The sequence below is a fragment of the Paenibacillus sp. FSL H7-0940 genome, assembly GCF_037979415.1.
Classification (GTDB): Bacteria; Bacillota; Bacilli; order Paenibacillales; family Paenibacillaceae; genus Paenibacillus; species Paenibacillus amylolyticus.
Window position 1 is genome coordinate 1,048,790 of the sequence record NZ_CP150280.1, and the last position, 17,109, is coordinate 1,065,898.

The 17,109-nt window shown below is 46.2% G+C and carries 11 protein-coding genes; 10 read left to right on the forward strand and 1 reads right to left on the reverse strand.

Annotation, left to right across the window (positions count from 1 at the left end):
• Positions 1-108: 108 nt before the first annotated feature.
• Entirely contained in the window at positions 109-822 is a 714-nt protein-coding gene (locus MHB71_RS04455) for a hypothetical protein (protein ID WP_017687552.1), read from the forward strand.
• Between the two features lie 86 nt (positions 823-908).
• On the opposite strand, the gene MHB71_RS04460 is transcribed toward MHB71_RS04455, so the two are convergent.
• Positions 909-1,625 (reverse strand): Crp/Fnr family transcriptional regulator, encoded by a 717-nt coding sequence (locus MHB71_RS04460; protein WP_036614443.1) that lies wholly within the window; start codon positions 1,623-1,625, stop codon positions 909-911.
• A 430-nt stretch (positions 1,626-2,055) separates the two neighbouring features.
• Here MHB71_RS04460 and adhE point away from each other — a divergent pair, with 430 nt between their 5' ends.
• The 9 genes from adhE (at position 2,056) to nagZ (ending at position 17,105) form a co-directional block, all read left to right on the forward strand.
• Positions 2,056-4,668 (forward strand): bifunctional acetaldehyde-CoA/alcohol dehydrogenase, encoded by a 2,613-nt coding sequence (gene adhE / locus MHB71_RS04465; protein WP_074095716.1) that lies wholly within the window; start codon positions 2,056-2,058, stop codon positions 4,666-4,668.
• A 637-nt stretch (positions 4,669-5,305) separates the two neighbouring features.
• Positions 5,306-7,564: a formate C-acetyltransferase gene (gene pflB / locus MHB71_RS04470; RefSeq protein ID WP_036614438.1), complete on the forward strand. Its 2,259-nt coding sequence runs from the start codon at positions 5,306-5,308 to the stop codon at positions 7,562-7,564.
• An 89-nt stretch (positions 7,565-7,653) separates the two neighbouring features.
• On the forward strand, positions 7,654-8,406 hold the full coding sequence (pflA, locus tag MHB71_RS04475; RefSeq protein WP_036614436.1) for a pyruvate formate-lyase-activating protein: 753 nt from the start codon (positions 7,654-7,656) through the stop codon (positions 8,404-8,406).
• A 412-nt stretch (positions 8,407-8,818) separates the two neighbouring features.
• On the forward strand, positions 8,819-10,186 hold the full coding sequence (locus tag MHB71_RS04480) for an extracellular solute-binding protein (protein WP_211085310.1): 1,368 nt from the start codon (positions 8,819-8,821) through the stop codon (positions 10,184-10,186).
• Between the two features lie 51 nt (positions 10,187-10,237).
• Entirely contained in the window at positions 10,238-11,122 is an 885-nt protein-coding gene (locus tag MHB71_RS04485; protein ID WP_282320858.1) for a sugar ABC transporter permease, read from the forward strand.
• On the forward strand, positions 11,122-11,952 hold the full coding sequence (locus MHB71_RS04490; protein ID WP_036674968.1) for a carbohydrate ABC transporter permease: 831 nt from the start codon (positions 11,122-11,124) through the stop codon (positions 11,950-11,952). Before MHB71_RS04485 ends, MHB71_RS04490 begins: the two co-directional genes overlap by 1 nt.
• A gap of 32 nt (positions 11,953-11,984) precedes the next feature.
• Positions 11,985-13,820, forward strand: coding sequence for a sensor histidine kinase (locus MHB71_RS04495; protein WP_036614428.1), 1,836 nt, complete (start codon positions 11,985-11,987; stop codon positions 13,818-13,820).
• Positions 13,817-15,448: a response regulator gene (locus tag MHB71_RS04500; protein WP_036614425.1), complete on the forward strand. Its 1,632-nt coding sequence runs from the start codon at positions 13,817-13,819 to the stop codon at positions 15,446-15,448. The genes MHB71_RS04495 and MHB71_RS04500 overlap by 4 nt, the downstream gene beginning before the upstream one ends.
• A 28-nt stretch (positions 15,449-15,476) precedes the next feature.
• Positions 15,477-17,105, forward strand: a complete 1,629-nt coding sequence (nagZ, locus tag MHB71_RS04505; protein ID WP_340028918.1) for a beta-N-acetylhexosaminidase — start codon at positions 15,477-15,479, stop codon at positions 17,103-17,105.
• The last annotated feature ends 4 nt before the right edge of the window (positions 17,106-17,109 follow it).

Here is a 17,109-nt window from a genome sequence, read left to right on the forward strand (position 1 = left end):
TAGCCTATAAAAGTAACGGCTTTGACACTTTTTTTTGCCGAAGGTTGTGCCATAATAGAGGTTATGGACAACAGGGTGAATGATTTTACGCAGGGTGGTGTTACCTACATGATGAAGAAAATCCCCGGTTACATAGGTGTATGTTTGCTCCTACTGGCGATCTTGGCTGGTTGTAGTGAGACACAGCCTTCTGAGCAGCCAATTGTCAAAGAGACAGAAACAGCGAATACAATCACAGTGGCTGTAGATGGCAGTACGTTTTTGCCTGATGCAACAAAGTCCATTAAGCGAGATTTTAGTGAGGGTTTGACACTCAAAAAAGCATTACTCAATAGCGGACTGGTTGATTTTACGGCAGATGGCAAACGGATTCAATCCGTGGGTGAAGTTTCTCTGGATTCTTCGCTGAGCTGGGCTGTCAAATTAAATGGCAAGGATATTGAGCAGGAAGATTGGGACATGGAGCTTCATGCCAAAGATGAAGTGATCATTTACGTGAAAGCCGCTGACAGTGGGGGGGATGGCGTTGCATATCAGACAACGTTACTCAAGGTTAGCGGTGGAAACATTATGCCAACCCTTAATCGTCAATATGCCGGCGTCTACGTTCAAGAGTGCACAGTTCGCGATGTGTTGAAGTCCAGCGGCATTGTAAGAATGTCGGAGAACAACAAATTTGTCGTCTCGGTCGAGAATGTCACGCCTCGTATGAATGAGCGTTGGGTCATTATGGTGAATGACAAAGAATTAATGGAAAATGGTCTGGACATGAAATTGAATCCACGTGATGCGGTAAAGCTCGAATTAACCAATGCATCCTAAGTATACCAAAAAGCCCAATCTCTTTTAGAGAACTGGGCTTTTTTTCATTAAATATATAAACAAGATCCGATCAGCATAGTCAAATATTAAATACGACAGATCTCGTTCGGGCAAAGCTCACAGTGACAGATTCCTTGCAGCATCTTCAGGTCTTTGATGACAATCATGCCATTGTCATATTCAATCCCATCTTTCTTACGCAGGTCGCTTAACATGCGGTTTACACTTTCACGAGTGGCTCCAATCATATTGGACAGGTCCGTGTGGGTAATTTTTTTGTGAATAATGACATGCTCTCCATGAGGCTCACCATACGAATTCGACAACCGAATGAGGGTGGAGCAGAGTGCACCCGGTTTGCCATATAACATGAGATCCCGGAACTTCGTCTGTGTTAACCGGTGGTGGATGCCCATCCATTTCATAAAATCGATCGCGAAGTCACAATGCTGGCAGATTAACATTTCCAGGTCTTTATGCTCCAGTACACCGATCTCACTATCCTCCAGCACTTCCGCTGAGAAGCTGTGTTTAGAGCCAAAGAAGGGATCAGCCTGCCCAATCATATCACCGGACTGATACATGTACATGATCAGTTCCTTGCCTTCATCCGTGGATTTGGTGATCTGGGCACGGCCCCGTTTCATATAATAAAGTTTGTCAGAGATATCGCCTTCCCAGTACAGATGTGTACCTTCCGGATAGGTTCTATCTTTCATGGTAACCAGCAGATGGTTGAAATTTGCTTCCGAGAAACAGTTAGTATTACCGCGCTTTTCCAGTACAGTTGTTAGTTCTCTCATAAGTCTATCTCCCCTTTATGTCCATCGGACGACCTTCTGTAGTAAGCAGTAGCCTCCGAGGTTCGCCGCAAACCGTTGCCGTCCTGATCAGGGTCATCTCGGCCGGGAGGAAGGACGGTACAAATTGCGGTGGTTCAATTTTTAAGTTCAGTATATACCTAATCTTACCGTTTGAGGGGGAAGGAAAGGGGGCAAAAATGACGAAATTTCAAACATTGTGATAAAATTCACTTTTGATGGAGAGGATGAATTTTACAGCCCTATATTTTAAATAGGAAGTGAAAATGGTCGTATGAAGGACACTACAAAACTTAAATTAAATTTGTTATACTTTGTGAAAAAAATCACATAATTAAGTTTATTGTCATGTTACGATGTGAATGTAAACGAGAGAGACAAACTAATACGAACCTTTAGGAGGATGAGGGAGATGGCTGTAAAGAACGAAGTCGCCCCAGCAAAAGAACCGACAGCAGGTCAGTATATTCAAACGTTAATCGACAAAGCGAATAAAGCACACGCCGCATTCATGAAGATGGACCAGAAGCAGATTGACCGGATTGTGCAAGCGATGGCACTTGCGGGTCTGGATAAACACATGATGCTTGCCAAGATGGCCGTAGAAGAAACAGGCCGCGGAGTGTATGAGGATAAAATCACCAAAAATATATTTGCAACAGAATATGTGTACCACAGCATCAAGTACGATAAAACCGTAGGTGTGATTGAAGATAACGAGTATGAAAGCTTCCAGAAAATTGCGGAGCCGGTCGGCATCATCATGGGTATTACACCAGTTACCAACCCAACATCAACGACGATGTTTAAAGCATTGATTTCCATCAAGACGCGTAACCCGATCATCTTTGGTTTCCACCCATCTGCACAGAATTGTAGCCGGGAAGCTGCTAAAATCCTACTGGAAGCGGCTGTGAAACATGGTGCACCAGCGGATTGTATTCAGTGGATTGATGATCCTTCCATGGATCGTACAAACGAACTGATGAATCACAATGATGTGGCTCTCATTCTGGCAACAGGCGGATCAGGCATGGTACGTGCAGCGTACAGCTGTGGTAAACCTGCACTGGGCGTAGGACCGGGTAACGTTCCTTGCTTTATCGAGAAAAGCGCGGATATCAATCAGGCAGTAACGGATTTGATCCTGTCTAAATCTTTCGATAACGGCATGATCTGTGCTTCCGAGCAAGCGGTCATCATTGAAGAACCGATCTTTGATCAAGTGAAGAAAAAAATGATTGCAAATGGCTGTTACTTTGTTAACAAAGATGAAGCAGCAAAATTGACAGCAGGTGCGATTAATGCCGAGAAATGTGCGGTGAACCCGGCTATTGTTGGTCAATCTGCGGTGAGTATTGCGAAGTTGTGCGGTATTGAAGTTCCGGCAGGCACCAAAATTCTCGTGGCCGAGATTGAAGGGGTAGGTACCAAATTCCCATTGTCGGCTGAGAAATTAAGCCCGGTACTGGCTTGTTACAAAGTTAAAACGGCAGCAGAGGGCATTGAACGTGCAGCAGAAGTGGTTGCTTTTGGCGGTATGGGTCACTCTTCGGTTATCCATTCAACAAATGAAGAAGTGATCGGCAAATTCGCAGATCGTCTGCAAACTGGACGGATTATTGTGAACTCACCATCCACACACGGTGCCATCGGGGATATCTACAACACAAACATGCCGTCATTGACACTGGGATGCGGATCATACGGACGTAACTCGACTTCTTCCAACGTAACCGCTGTGAACTTAATCAATGTGAAAAGGGTGGCTCGCCGTACCGTGAATATGCAATGGTTCAAAGTGCCGAACAAAGTCTACTTCGAAAAAGGGGCAACGCAGTATCTTGCCAAAATGCCTGACATCACACGTGTTGCGATTATTACGGATGCCATGATGGTGAAACTTGGATATGTTGAAAAGGTAGAACACTATCTGCGTCAACGCCAAATGCCAGTAGCGATCGAAGTATTCTCCGATGTTGAGCCAGATCCATCGACAACAACGGTAGATCGCGGAACCGAAATGATGCGCCGCTTCCAACCGGACTGCATTATCGCACTCGGCGGTGGATCACCGATGGATGCTGCCAAAGCCATGTGGTTGTTCTATGAATACCCAGACACGGACTTCAACGACCTGAAACAAAAATTCATGGATATCCGCAAACGGATCTACAAATATCCACGTCTCGGCGTAAAAGCCAAATTTGTAGCGATCCCAACCACATCCGGTACAGGTTCTGAAGTGACATCGTTCGCGGTTATCACAGATAAAAATCAAGGTAACACCAAATATCCATTGGCTGACTATGAGCTGACTCCAGACGTAGCGATTGTCGATCCGGAGTTCGTATACTCCCTGCCGAGAACAGCCGTTGCCGATACAGGTATGGACGTACTGACGCATGCGATTGAAGCTTATGTATCTGTTATGGCAAATGATTACACGGATGGACTTGCGATCAAAGCAATCCAACTGGTATTCCAATACCTGGAGCAATCTGCGCTGCAAGGTGATAAACTCGCACGTGAGAAAATGCATAATGCTTCCACAATTGCAGGTATGGCGTTTGCCAACGCATTCCTGGGCATTAACCACAGCTTGGCGCACAAATGGGGCGGTCAGTATCACACCGCACACGGACGCACCAATGCAATCCTGATGCCACACGTCATTCGTTACAACGCGAAAAAACCGACCAAATTTGCATCGTTCCCGAAATATTCGCACTTTGTAGCGGATGAGCGGTATGCCGAAATTGCCCGCATACTGGGATTGCCTGCTCGTACGACAGAAGAAGGCGTAACCAGTCTTATCAATGCCATCCGTAAACTGAACAAAACATTGGGCATTGAAGAATCGTTCCAAGAGATCGGATTCGATGCCAAAGACTTTGAAGCACATGTCGATTATCTGGCTGACCGTGCCTTCGAAGACCAATGTACAACCGCCAATCCGAAGTTGCCGCTGGTAACTGAACTGGCTGATGTATACCGCAACGCTTTCTACGGAAAGTTTGAATAATAAATTTAGAACAAAGCGTGCTTTACGGCAAGAAGATCAGGGTTCCCCGAGAGGGGAGCCCCGATTTCCGTCTTTCACACAATAACGAGAGGGCAGAAAAACAGAAGAGCGAAGCACCTGTTTTTCAGGATTTATTCTAAGATTTGATTTGCTCCGAGCATAGAGGAGCAAAGGGTTCTATAGAGGTTACACGTAATCCGTGATGTGGCTGTTTGAGCCAGATGTTCACACAATAACGGAGTGGGCAGAAAAAACTGAAGAAGCGGAGCGTTCGCCTTTATCCCCGGATTTTCCCCTTTGAAATATAAAATTGAAAAAATCCGGGGATAACAGCGATCGGAAGTTGTTCTGCCCGCGCAGTGGCTAAGTGTGAATTTACAGGGGTCAATGGGACACAGCGCAGGTGGAGTGAGTTAGTTCACTGGCTTTGTGACAAAAATCACAGATGATGAAAGCCTCAAGTCGTATACTGAAAATGTAAGAAAAACATTCATCCCGCGGTTCCGGTTCCCAAGTAGAGAGAACATGTTCCGGTTTATGTGAAACAATTCACATTAATCGCGGCTCTGGGCACACAATGCTACGAATGAAGCAAGATGTTATGTGTCCAGAAATCCAAATTAGTGGAGGGATTACGATGTCGGTGATTGAAAAAGATGTCAAACAACAAACAGGCTGGAGAAACTTTACCAAAGGAACATGGACCAAATCCGTAGATGTGAATGATTTTCTGGCACACAACTTGTCTCCGTATTACGGCGACGAAGCATTTCTCGCAGGTGCAACCCAGAATACCAAAGAATTGTGGGAGATCGTATCTGATCTGACCAAAAAAGAACGGGATAACGGCGGTGTCCTTGACGTTGACGTGAACACACCAGGTACTATTATTTCTCACCAACCCGGTTATCTGGATCAATCCAAAGAGCAGATTGTCGGCGTTCAGACCGATGCTCCGTTCAAACGTTCCATTCAACCAACAGGCGGAATTCGCATGATGATTGACGCATGTGAGGCATATGGCTTTGAAATGCCACAGGGCGTCATTGATATATTTACAAACATTCGCAAAACACACAACCAGGGTGTATTCGATGCTTATACTTCCGACATGCGTGCAGCGCGTAAAGCAGGAATTATTACAGGTCTGCCAGATGCTTACGGCCGTGGCCGGATCATCGGTGACTATCGTCGTGTAGCTTTGTACGGGGTAGACTTCCTGATTCGTAACAAAAAAGGCGAACTGAATGCACTCGAAGTTGATGTTATTGATGAAGATGTCATTCGTCTGCGGGAAGAATTGTCTGAACAGATTCGTGCATTGCAAGAATTGAAACAATTGGGCGATATGCACGGGTTCGATATTTCCTTGCCAGCGACAACAGCAAAAGAAGCGTTCCAATGGTTGTACTTCGGTTATCTCGCTGCGATCAAAGAACAAAACGGTGCTGCGATGTCACTGGGACGTGTATCTTCTTTCCTGGATATCTACATTGAACGTGACCTGCAAGAGGGCATTTTGTCCGAAGAACAGGCTCAGGAATTGGTTGACCATTTTGTAATGAAACTGCGGATTGTCAAATTCCTGCGTACACCGGATTACAACGAACTATTCAGTGGAGATCCAACATGGGTGACTGAGTCCATCGGTGGTATGTCCGTGAATGGTGAAACGCGTGTAACCAAAAACAGCTTCCGTTTCCTGCATACGCTGCACAACCTGGGTCCTGCACCAGAACCGAACCTGACTGTTCTCTGGTCAACGAAACTTCCAGAAGCTTTCAAAGATTATTGCAGTAAAGTATCCATCGAAACCAGCTCAATCCAGTATGAAAATGATGATCTGATGCGTCCGATCTACGGTGACGATTACGGTATTGCATGCTGTGTGTCGGCTATGAAGATCGGGAAACAAATGCAATTCTTCGGCGCTCGTGCCAACCTGGCTAAAGCTCTCCTGTATGCGATCAACGGTGGTCGTGACGAGAAATCCGGAGCACAAGTTGGACCTGAGTATCCTGCCATTACTAGCGAAGTGCTGGATTACAATGAGGTTATGAAACGCTTCAAACCAATGATGGAGTGGCTGGCTAAGCTGTATATGAACACCCTCAACGTCATTCACTACATGCACGATAAATACAGCTATGAGCGTATCGAAATGGCATTACATGACCGTGATATTGTACGTACGATGGCTTGTGGTATCGCTGGTCTGTCGGTTACAGCAGATTCACTGAGTGCGATCAAATATGCCAAAGTAAAGCCAATTCGTAACGAACAAGGCATCGCTGTTGATTTCGAAATCGAAGGAGACTTCCCTTGTTACGGTAACAATGAAGACAGCGTAGACAGCATTGCTGTTGAACTGGTCGAGAACTTCATGGGCATGATTCGCAAGCACAAAGCTTACCGTAACGCAGTTCCAACACAATCCGTTCTGACGATCACTTCCAACGTGGTATATGGTAAGAAAACAGGGACTACACCGGATGGTCGTAAAGCAGGTGAACCATTTGCTCCAGGTGCAAACCCAATGCATGGTCGTGACAAAAAAGGTGCACTGGCATCCCTTGGCTCGGTAGCCAAATTGCCTTATGAACACAGTCTTGACGGGATTTCCAATACCTTCTCCATCGTGCCAAAAGCATTGGGTAAAGAGGAGACTACACGTAAATCCAATCTGACTGCGATGATGGATGGTTACTTCGGTCAAAACGCTCATCACCTGAACGTTAATGTATTTGATCGTCAGCAATTGATTGATGCGATGGATCACCCGGAAAACTATCCACAACTGACTATACGGGTATCCGGATATGCCGTTAACTTCATTAAATTGACTCGTGAACAACAGTTGGATGTCATCAACCGTACGTTCCATGGCTCGATGTAAGTAATTTGCTAGTAGAAGACCGCTAGAGCAAGGTATTCCAAATCATATTAAACGCACAGCGGATGCGGATACAGAAAGGAAGAGGCAGCATGGTTAACGGACATATTCATTCACTCGAAACTTTCGGGACGGTTGACGGCCCAGGCATCCGCTTTGTGCTTTTTATGCAAGGATGTCTACTCAAATGTCAATATTGCCACAACCCTGATACTTGGGCGCTGGATGGTGGAAAAGAAATGACGCTTGAGGAGGTACTGGCTGAAATTGAGCCTTACCTGTCTTACTACCGCAGCTCCGGAGGCGGGCTCACGATATCTGGCGGAGAACCAACGTTACAGGCCCACTTTGTAGCCGAGATCTTCAAGGAAGTGAAGCGGCGCTGGGGATTGCATACGACACTGGATAGCAACGGTTTTAACGAACCGGAACGGATTCACGATCTGTTGGATCACACAGACCTGGTTCTGCTGGACCTCAAACATATTGATGATGAGAAACATATCAAGTTGACAGGCAAATCCAACGAGAGAACGTTGAAAACAGCCAAGTGGTTATCGGAGCAAGGTCGGAAAATGTGGATACGCCACGTGTATGTGCCTGGTATTCATAACGAGGAAGAGGATCTGCTTAACCTCGGACGGTTTATTGGAACATTAAATGGCGTCGAGAAGTTCGAAATTCTTCCATACCATCAGATGGGGATCTACAAATGGGAGGCGCTCGGTAAAGTATATCCACTGGATGGAGTTCCTTCACCAAGTGAAGAAGAAGTGGAGCGGGCGTATCGCCTGATCGAACAAGGTCGCCAGGAAACGGCTGGCATGGCTTGTTCAGGTAAGTAACTACAGTTATATACAGGATCTATATAATTTGAACTAATTTTTTACACGAGAACGAAGAGGACAGAAATAAGCTGAAGAAGCGGAGCGTTCGCCTTTATCCCCAGATTTTCACCTTTGTAAAATTGAATTAAAAATAATCTGGGGATAACAGCGATCGGAAGGTTGTTCTGTCATCGGAGTGGCAAGTGTAATTATTTTTAAGTTCAACTTATATTTCAACCCAAGCAGTCCTTGCGAACATGTTTCGCAGGGGCTGTTTTTTTGCTGTTATCCATTGTAAATGCAAGATTATGGGTCCAGTGAAGGATTTTATCCCTCCATTGATGAATTGTCATCCTTACGATGTAAGCTCCGGCTTTTTATAATCAGAGTGTAAAGCCAAATGCTCAATATCTTGAGGAGGGTCAACCAGATGAAAAAAAGAATGACATTACTGCTTTCATTATTGCTTATCACTTCATGGACTTTGGCGGGATGTGCAAGCTCAAGTAACGAGCCACAGCAAGGCGCAGGCAATACACCTGTGGAGGAAACAAGTAAGGAACCGGTTGAAATGCTTCTCCGCCACACACAGGTGGGAGCCGACAAACAGAAAAGACTGGCCATTCTGCAGGATGTTGTGGACAAAGTGGAGGGAGAGATACCCAATCTGACCTTTACGCTGGATGGTGTCGAATCCGATGTGAATCGTAAGGAAAAGCTTCGCGGAGAGATGGCGGCAGGTAACCCGCCGGATATATTTGAACTGTTCGGTAGCCCGGATTCCAAAGTTTATGCCAAGGAAGGTATGCTGCTTGATCTGACCCCAATCCTGCAAGAGCTGGGCATTCAGGACCAGTTTACATCCCTTGAACCGTTTACGTATGAAGGCAAAGTATATGGACTGCCGATTGGCGGTTCGGGCGAAGGTTTTTTCTATAATAAAGAGTACTTCGAACAAAAAGGATGGAAAGCCCCAACTACCATGGCTGAACTGGATAATATACTGGCTGAGATCAAGGCTGATGGCAAAGTGCCGCTTGCTTCCGCATCTAAGGCGGGCTGGGTGCCGCTTATGTTAACCAACCATCTGTGGTCCCGGTATGCCGGGCCGGAGATTACCGCAAAGTTTGCAACAGGTGAAGCGAAGTGGACCGATCCGGGTGTTGTGCAAGGTTTTGCCAAACATAAGGAATGGGTGGATAAGGGTTATTTCAAAAAAGGTGAACTGGGCTTTGAGTATGCCGAATATACCACGCAATTTACAAGTGGCGAAGCGGTATTAATGTATGACGGAACATGGAAATCATCTGTATTTAAGGAAGGTCAGAGCGGTGAATCGCTCATTGGCAAGGTTGGATTCTTCAATATGCCTCCGGTAGAGAACGGAGCAGGTGATCAGACGTCTTTGATGCGGGATGTGAATAATGGATACGGATTCTCGGCAGCAGTGGCGGATGACCCGCAGAAGCTGGACGCAGTGAAAGCTTTTATCAAAAATTTCTACAATGAAGATATGCAGATCCGCGGCCTTGTGGAAGATGGTGTGTTGCCTGCCATGAAGCTGGACGAGAAAGTGCTGACCGATAGCATTACCGATGATCTGATGAAAGAAATTGTGGCTGTGCTTAATGCGTCCAAGACGTCGTTCCCGGCATTTGATGCACTTGTTCAGGCCGATGTGACGACAGAGATCAGCAATCTGCAAATCCAGAAGTTGATTGGTGGGCAGACCACGCCAGAGAAAATGGCAGAAGAGTTGCAAAAGGTGCAAGAGGAAGCAAACGCCTCAGTGGAATAAACGAATTCAAGTCGAAACTGCGATCGTTGAAGTGACTGAAGGAGGCTGACCATGAATACTTCACTCCGCAGCCCGTTAATCTATACGTTGTTTGTAATGCCAGCCCTAATTCTGTTTGTAATGTTCTTTCTATACCCTATTGGTAGCTCCCTGTATTACAGTCTGACGAGTTGGAATGGGGTATCGGCTGAGCCACGTTTTGTGGGTTTATCCAATTATGTGAAGGCACTGACCGATGAACGTTTTTGGATTTCCACACGTAATAACGGCTTTTTCATCGGATTTTCGGTACTGATTCAGGTACCCCTAATCGTCCTGTTTTCGCTTCTGATTGCCAATGTGAAAAGGCTGAAAGGTCTGTATAAAACCGCTGTTTTTTTACCATCCATCATGTCGACAGCCGTTATCGGTATTTTATGGGGATTCATCTATGAACCGAATATCGGGCTATTAAACAAAATGCTTCATGTGCTGGGAATCGATCCAATCTACTGGTTATCGGATAACCGATTTGCCATGTTGTCCATCTTGGTGACCAATGCCTGGCAGTGGACGGGATTTTACATTGTCATGGTGCTGGCGGCCATACTGGCGATTCCCCGTGATCTGGATGAAGCGGCCGCAATCGATGGTGCAACGGCGGTACAACGTGCAATGCGAATTACGTTGCCGCTGATACGGCCGATCATTTCGGTGGTGATCATGTTGTCCATCGCAGGTGCCATGAAAGCAGCCGACATCGTGATTGTCATGACCAAAGGTGGGCCCGCTGGGTCCACTGAGGTTCTGGCGACATATATGATCAAATATGCAATTACCAACTTCAAATATGGTTATGGTAATACCATTGCAGTGCTGATCTTTGCTCTGACGCTTGTGCTCACTGTGGTGTATCAACTGCTGGTGGCGAGGCGGGGCGAGAAGGTGGAATATTGATGGCGAAAAGCATAAAAAGCAGTATACCTCATGTGTTGTTAATGTTGTATTTGATCGCGATTTTGTTTCCCTTTTTATTTGTAATTTTCTCTTCCTTCAAGCAGGATAACAATGAAATCGCCCTGAATCCATTCGGTTTGCCTACAACATGGGAGTTTAACAATTACGTGGAGGCTTGGGTGAATGCCAAGATTGGCACGTATTTCTGGAACAGCCTGTACATTTCGGTTTTATCGTCGGCGTGTACGATTGTCCTCGGCGCCATGTTTGCTTTTGCCGTAACCCGGATGAGACACCGGAGATGGAGCCTGTTTCTGTACAGTTTAATTCTGGCGGGCATGCTTATTCCCAACAATGCACTTATGCTTCCGATCTATCTGCTTGTTCGCAAAATGGGCATATTGGATACACATCTGGCATTGATCGTGCCCTATGTGGCCAATGCGATCCCCTTTACAATTATTATCCTGGCGGCTTTTATGCGTTCTCTGCCTGGGGAGATTGAGGAAGCGGCGGTCATGGACGGCTTGAGGGCCCCGGGTATCTTTGCTAAAATAGTGATACCTCTTACAGTTCCAGCCATTGTTACGGTTTTTATCGTTAATTTCCTCGGCAACTGGAACGAATTTTTACTCGCCAACTATTTTTTATCCACCGATAAATTGCGTACGCTGCCAGTGGGCATGGTCCAGTTTCGGGATCAATATCAGATGAACTATGCTCAGATGTCGGCAGGTATTGTATACAGCGTTGTACCTGTACTTGTGATCTACGCTATACTCCAGGAGAAAATTATAGAAGGAGTAACTGCAGGTGGTGTCAAAGGTTAATACCATGAACCAGTTAATAGGGAGAACGGGATATGAACTTGCGAATGAAGCTGGCCTTGGCATTTCTGCTGCTGATTATTGTACCGATGTGTGCGCTGGGCATTGGCATGTTTCTGGTCACATCACATACGATTGAGAAAAAATACAATCAACAGGCCGAATATGCGCTTCAGGCCATCAGCTACAATATCGAGAATGTATTTCAGCAGATTAATAATGTGACCGACAACGGGATAGCGACATCGGTTTTTCAAATGGCGTTGAATGCCAAAGATCCGACCAAGCAGGATCTGGGAACCGGTAATCAGTTATCCCTGAATGCCAGCCAGCGCAATTTCCGTTCCCTTCTATATAATTATCCGTTCATTAGTTATGCCTTTTTATATGATTTGCGTTCTTCCGAGAATAACCAGATTGTCTCCATTTTCACCAAAGAAAATTTTCAAGCCCTTCCTTTTCAGCAATTCAAAGTGCATCCCTTATTCAACGAAATTCAGCAACTTAATGGCGTGCCTAAATGGCTCGCACCTCTGGAATATCCCGAATTAACCGGGGTAGAGCCTGTCTTCACCCAGATCAGACTGGTCAAAGAACTCAGTTATTTTCAAAATATCGGCGTGCTTGTTGTTCAGATCAAAAAAGGAGAGATCGACCGGATCTTCCGTCACCTACAAATCAGCGATTCGGCACAGGATACATCATTCCTGTTAATTAATGAAGAAGGGCTGATCGTCTATGATCCTGCAGGTATATATAACGGTGAGAACATGCAAAACCTTGGTGCTGAATCCAGCCGTTACGGTCCCGGTTTTAGCAGTGTCAGAACGGTCTTTGACGGCAAAGAGAGCATCATTTCGCAATATCATCTGAAGAACTATAACTGGAGCCTCGTCAGTGTGACTTCATGGGAAGCCTTATCTGCGGAAACCAATGCCTTTGCAGGTTGGTCTGTCATCATTATTCTGTCATGTCTGCTCGCAGCGATGATCTTTAATCTTTTTTTCATGAATCGCATTACGGGTAACATTGCTGTACTTGTAAGGTTTATGCGTCGTGTGGATGATGGTGACTTTAATGCGAGGGTGGAAGGAAAAGGATTCGATGAAATGCAGCTGCTTGCGCAAGGGTTCAATGAACTATTGGATCGGATCGGGGGATTATTCCGTCGCGTTCGGGCAGAGCAAGATCAGAAGGCCCAAGCGGAACTGCGTGTACTACAGGCCCAGATCAAACCTCATTTTCTGTTTAACACATTGGAATCCATTAATGGGTTAGCGCTGCGAGGGGAGGGCCGCAAAGTAAGCGAGATGGTGACCAGACTTGGCAATATGCTTCGTATCAGCATTCAGGATCAGGAGGAGATTCCGCTGGGTGAGGAAATAAGACATTTGCAGAGTTATCTGGAGATTCAACAGTACAGGTTCAGTGATTTGTTCACCTATGAGATTGACATTCCACCCCATCTATACAGCTCAATTCTGCTTAAGCTTACCCTTCAGCCTCTGGTGGAAAATAGTATTCAACATGGGTTTGAGGGGATCACCTATCCAGGTGTATTGCGGATAAGCGCATATGCAGAACGGGGTCATCTGGTGTTATGTGTTGAGGATAATGGGATCGGTATTCCCCAGGAAATGCTCGCACGATTTGAGTATATGGCAGAAGATCCACCGGAAGATATGCTCGCGGAAGGGGCGGAATCATTATCGTCCATAACGGAACGCAGGGGATTGGGATTACGAAGTGTGGCAGATCGAATTCGTATTCAATACGGGGCCGGGTATGGCATATTTATATGTTCAGCACCGGGGTATGGCACAGTTATTCGATGCATTATTCCATTATATGAGCAGGAGGAAGCCGGATGAATCTGACTGCAATGCTGGTTGACGATGAGCTGCCGATTCTGGAGAATCTGAACTACATTTTACCCTGGGAAGAGATGGGGATTGAAATCACAGGTACAGCGAGAAGTGGTGTAGAAGCGCTGGGGAAAGTAACAGAAAGTCATCCGGACATTCTCTTGTGTGATATTCGGATGCCGTCTATGGATGGATTGGAACTTATTCGTTTGCTGCGAGAGCAGGGTGAAACGTGTGAGATTATTTTGCTGACCGGGTATCAGCAGTTTGAATATGCTCGAACCGCTATCAAGTATAACGTACATGAATACATATGTAAGCCCATTGATTATCTGAATCTTGAACATAAACTGCGTGAACTTGCCGGGCAGATCCAGAAGAGACGTCAGGAAAACGAATCGCAACTTTATCGCAGCCAAGAGATGGAAAGCTGGATCAGACACAAACAGTTGATTGACCTTTTGCGAGGAGAAGCACCATTGAAGGTTGCCTATCCTGCCTCTGTTCCTGAATTCATAACAACTGCTACACCGTATACGTTGCTGCTGGTGGATGCGGTCGGTTATTTTCGCCATTCTATCGGCTGGTCCGAGCTTCAGCATCAACGATGGCATGAGACCATAAGTTCCAGACTTAGGGAAGTGGCAGATCGAATTACGGAGGACTGTCAGATTCTTGCGACCCGCAAAGGGGAGTGGTGCATCCTGCTGGAGGCATCAGGTGAGTGGAAACGTCGCTCAGAGGAACTGGCCCATCAACTGTGTCTCGAATTAAATGCGATATTGTCCTTGGATTCAAGTGTGAAGTTCAGGGTTGTTCAGGATGCTGTGCCCGTGAACCTGGAAAGTCAAATTCTGGAGCGATACCGGCATTGTCAAAAAATACTGATGTCCCATTCGGAGAGTGAAGACAAGGTGCTGAAGGCGAGTTGTCCCGAAACCACCTTATCGTATGATCATACGGCCTCCAAAGGGGCTAACTCATGGATTACAAGAGAAGATCTGGAGTTTGTTACTCGGTGGATTCGTCAAGGGAACAAGCAGGGGTTACGTGATGTATTGGAGCGGCTTAAACAGCAAATGGGGAATTCAGGACAATCCTTCAACAGGATAGATGAAACCAATCTTCGGTTTATGCTTGTACACATGCTTCGGGAACTGCGTGAAGTACAGGCCCTCGCTGAAGAACACGAAGTGAACTTTTGGAATGCACTGCAAGGGGCTGTATCCATGAGGGAACTCCTTGAACTTGCAGAGGTTGTTACCCATGCCTCTCAGGGCAAACAAACGCAACCACGTCCTTCTGTATCGGAACTGATCCTCTCTGCATGTGAGTATATGGACGCACGGCTGCAACAGGACTTGGGAATAGATGAAGTCTCAGATTGGCTTGGAATCAGCCCGGGATACTTTTGCCAACTATTTAAAACCCAAATGGGTGTTACTTTTGTGGAATATATGACGCAGAAACGGATGGAAAGTGCCGCTTTATTGTTGAGTACAACCGAATGGAGCATTACAGCGATTGGGGAAGCCACAGGTTTCAAGGAGCGCCGGTACTTCTCCAAGGTGTTTCATAAACACTTCCACATGAAACCCTCCGAGTACAGGCAGAGTAAACAATTGGGTTTGTAGTAGCAAGGGAAACGGGAGGAGAGGTCGAATGAAACCCTTGAATGATCTGACATTGGGGCAAAAGGTAGGACAATTGTTGATGTGTGGATTTCACAGTCAGCACGCAGATGAACAGATTACTCGCTTAATCCGTGACTATCACGTCGGGGGTGTCATTTATTTCCGGCGTAATGTCGAAAGTGTAGATCAATTGACACGGCTGTCCGCCGAACTGCAAGATATGGCTGCTGAAGCAGGGGCCCTACCACTCATGATTTCGGTGGACCAGGAAGGTGGCATGGTTGCACGGATTGACCAAGAGGGAATGACCCAAGTGCCGGGTAATATGGCGCTTGGTGCGACAGGCAATGCGGAATATACTCTGGAGTGTGCTCAAATTCTGGGTCGTGAGTTAAAAAACATCGGTATTGATATGAATCTTGCGCCAGTGGTCGACGTGAATAACAACCCGCTTAACCCGGTTATCGGTGTGCGTTCGTATGGTGAACATGCTGAAAGTGTGGCCGCTCATGGCGTAGCAGCCATCACCGGATATCAATCACAGGGCATAGCTGCTACTGCCAAACATTTTCCTGGACATGGAGATACCGCTGTAGATTCTCATCTTGGTATGGTTACAGTACCTCATGATCGAAACAGGCTGGAACAGATGGAGTTGTTACCGTTCCGCAAGGCGATTGAGGCCGGAGTTGATGCTATCATGACAGCTCATGTGATGTTCCCTTCTATTGAACCCGAGCCCATTCCGGCAACGTTGTCACATAAGGTGTTAACGGGTCTGCTACGTGAGGAAATGGGTTTTGAAGGCATTATTATTACAGACTGTCTTGAAATGCATGCAATATCCAAGCCATATGGGGTAGCTGAAGCTGCCGTTCGTGCTGTGGAAGCAGGAGCAGATCTGATTCTGGTGAGTCATACCTTGCAAGATCAGGTTGTTGCGCTGGAAGCCATTGTGGAAGCAGTTCGAACGGGGCGCATTTCGGAAGAGGTTATTCATCAGGCGGTTGAACGTATTATGACATGGAAAAGAAAGCGCTGTGGGCAGCAGAATGATCATCTGGTTTCGCCGAAAGCGAGTGAAACGGTCGAAGCAACCGATGTCGAACCTGTTAATTGCACTAAACCCACTGAGCCCAACGAATTGACGTTGTTCAAGATTGCTTCAAGCAGTATTACCATCGTTCATAATGATGGGCTGTTGCCGTTGGACCCAGAGAAGGGCGTATATGTCATCTGGCCTGAGGTTGTGCAACGGACAGAGGTGGATGAACCATGGTCCCATACAGAATCGTTGGGTATGGCGTTATCGCAGCTGCGAGGCAGAGTTCGTGAGCACAAAATTACAACGCAGCCCACTTATGATGAGACAGATCGGATATTGGCTGATGTGTCAGATAGTGAACAAGTTATCGTATGTACGTACACATCGGCAGGTCATCTTCCGAAAGGGCAGCAGTTTTTGGTTGAAAAGCTTAGTAAAAATCATTCGCTGATTGTAATTGCTCTACGCAATCCATATGATCTGCTGGAGATCTCGAGGCCGGGTAGTTATGTATGTACATATGAGAATACACCTGCAGTTGTTCGGGTACTGTCCCATGTGTTAACCGGTGGACTGCAACCAACAGGAAGTCTACCTGTCCGTTTGCGCTAGACCT